Origin of the sequence: Salinisphaera hydrothermalis C41B8 (genome assembly GCF_000732535.1) — a bacterium.
Lineage (GTDB): Bacteria > Pseudomonadota > Gammaproteobacteria > Nevskiales > Salinisphaeraceae > Salinisphaera > Salinisphaera hydrothermalis.
Genome location: NZ_APNK01000076.1, coordinates 1 through 2,367, shown reverse-complemented (window position 1 = coordinate 2,367; position 2,367 = coordinate 1). Strand labels below are relative to the sequence as shown.

Genomic DNA, 2,367 nt, shown 5'->3' with positions numbered 1-2,367 from the left:
CCCAGACAAACACACGCCCGCGCCGCCGCTACACCGCGGCCTTTCGACGTCAGGTGGTCGAAGAGACGTTGTCGGACGCGGCCTCCGTGTCGGCGGTCGCCCGGCGTCATGATCTGAACACCAATCTGGTGTTCAAATGGCGCAAGCACTACCGGGAGGCCGGGGTTGTCGGCGAGACGGACAAGCCTGCCCTCGTGCCGATCCGCCTGGCGAGGCCGGCAACGGTCGCCGAACCCGAGGTTGGTGCATCGCACGCCAACGCGACAGGCCGTATCGATCTTGTCCTGGCCGGTGGTCATCGGATGACCCTGACCGGCACCGTGGATGCCGCGTTGGTGCGTAGCGTATTGGCGGTCTTGACGTGATCGGCCTACCCGCCGGCACCCGGATCTGGCTGATAGCCGGCGCCACGGACATGCGACGCGGCTTCGACGGTCTGTCGGCTCAGGTGCAGACCACCCTGGAGACCGATCCATTCTCCGGCCACCTGTTTGTCTTCCGGGGACGGCGTGGCGATCGGATCAAGATCCTGTGGTGGGACGGCGACGGCTTGTGCCTGTTTTACAAGCGCCTCGAGTCGGGCCGGTTTGTGTGGCCGCGTGCCGAGGCCGGCGCGGTGCACTTGAGTGCCGCCCAGCTGTCGATGCTGCTCGAGGGCATCGACTGGCGGCGACCGAAGCGCACACAAAAACCCATGAAAGCCGTGTAAAAACAGTATTCTTACTCGACATCCCGGTATAATATCCGGGTGGACAGCACCCCCGATATCCGGCCCGACGATTCCGCCGTTCTGCGCCGGATGCTGGCCGAGACGCGGGCGCAACTGGCCGAACGCGAGACCGAGATCACGCGACTGCGGGGCCAGCTGTCGCATCGCGAGGCCCAGCTCGAGAAACTGAAGTTCGAGCTGGCCCGCCTGAAGCGACAGCGCTTCGGACGGCGTTCGGAAAAACTCGACGGTGAGATCGCCCAGCTGGAGCTGCTCATCGAGGAACTCGAGACCCCGGTCGTATCCCCGGCGCCCGTTGATCGTTCAGCGCCTTCGAGGCGTCGCCCGGTCCGCCAGGCCTTGCCGGCCCATCTGCCCCGTGAATCGATCGTGCACGCGTGCGACTGTGTCTGCCCGGACTGCGGCGGGGCGTTGCGCGCGATCGGTGAAGACGTCAGCGAGATCCTGGAGTACGTCCCCGAACACTGGCAGGTCATCCGCCACGTGCGGCCCAAACACGCCTGTGATCATTGTGACACGGTGATGCAGGCGCCGGCCGTCTCCCGCCCGATCGTCAATGGCTACGCCGGTCCGGGCCTTTTAGCCCATGTGCTCGTGAGCAAGTATGCGGACCATTTGCCGCTGTACCGGCAATCGAAGATCTATGCCCGCGACGGCGTCGAACTGGACGTCTCGACGCTCGCCGACTGGGTCGGTCAGGCCAGTGCGCTGGTCCGGCCGCTGGTCGAGGCGATCGGCGATCACGTCATGGCCGCGACCAAGCTGCATGCCGACGACACGCCGGTGCCGGTGCTCGCCCCGGGCCGGGGCCGCACGAAGACCGGGCGGCTGTGGACCTATGTCCGGGATGATCGGGCCAGCGCCGATGCGACACCGCCGGCGGTGTGCTTCCGTTATACCCCGGATCGCAAGGGCGAACGCCCGCGCGCTCACCTGAAGCCCTTTGCCGGGGCGCTGCAGGCCGACGGCTATGCCGGTTTCCACCATCTCTATGCCCGGGGTGTGATCGTCGAGGTGGGCTGCTGGGCCCACGTCCGCCGCAAGTTCTACGATATCCATCAGGCCATGGCCTCGCCGATCGCGGCGGATATCCTGGAACGCATCGCGGATCTCTATCAGGTCGAATCTGCGATCCGCGGCCAGCCCCCGGCGGATCGGCGCGCCGCCCGACAGGCTCGGGCCGGACCGATGTTGACCGCGCTGAAACAACAACTCAATACGGCCTTGCATCAGGTCTCGGCGAAATCCCCCCTGGCGACGGCGATCAAATACGCCCTGTCCCGCTGGCCGGCGTTGACGCGCTATCGGGACGACGGCGTGCTCGAGATCGACAACAACATCGCCGAGCGGGCGTTGCGCTGCGTGGCCCTGGGGCGAAAAAACTACCTGTTCGCCGGCGCCGATAGCGGCGGCGAGCGCGCCGCGGCGATCTATACCCTGATCGGCACCGCCCAGCTCAACGGCGTCAATCCGGAAGCGTATCTGCGACATGTCCTCGAGCGGATCGCCGATCTGCCGGTCCATCGCATCAGCGAACTGCTGCCGTGGCACGTCAAGGACGCGCTTACCCCCGAGGCCCCATCGGCCTGACCGGCGCCGGTCGCGTCAAGCGGTAGCGGTAGCGGCCGGATGCTTAC

3 protein-coding genes are annotated in these 2,367 nt (G+C 66.5%); all 3 read left to right on the top strand.

Features of this window, described 5'->3' with window-relative positions; genetic code table 11:
- Positions 1 to 365, top strand: a 365-nt coding sequence (gene tnpA, locus C41B8_RS21230) for an IS66-like element accessory protein TnpA (protein ID WP_156962611.1), incomplete at its 5' end; no start/stop codon positions are given.
- Positions 362 to 709, top strand: coding sequence for an IS66 family insertion sequence element accessory protein TnpB (gene tnpB, locus C41B8_RS19105; RefSeq protein ID WP_037341978.1), 348 nt, complete (start codon positions 362 to 364; stop codon positions 707 to 709). The genes tnpA and tnpB, both read left to right, overlap by 4 nt.
- A gap of 39 nt (positions 710 to 748) precedes the next feature.
- Entirely contained in the window at positions 749 to 2,320 is a 1,572-nt protein-coding gene (gene tnpC, locus C41B8_RS19100; RefSeq protein WP_415752845.1) for an IS66 family transposase, read from the top strand.
- Positions 2,321 to 2,367: the final 47 nt, after the last annotated feature.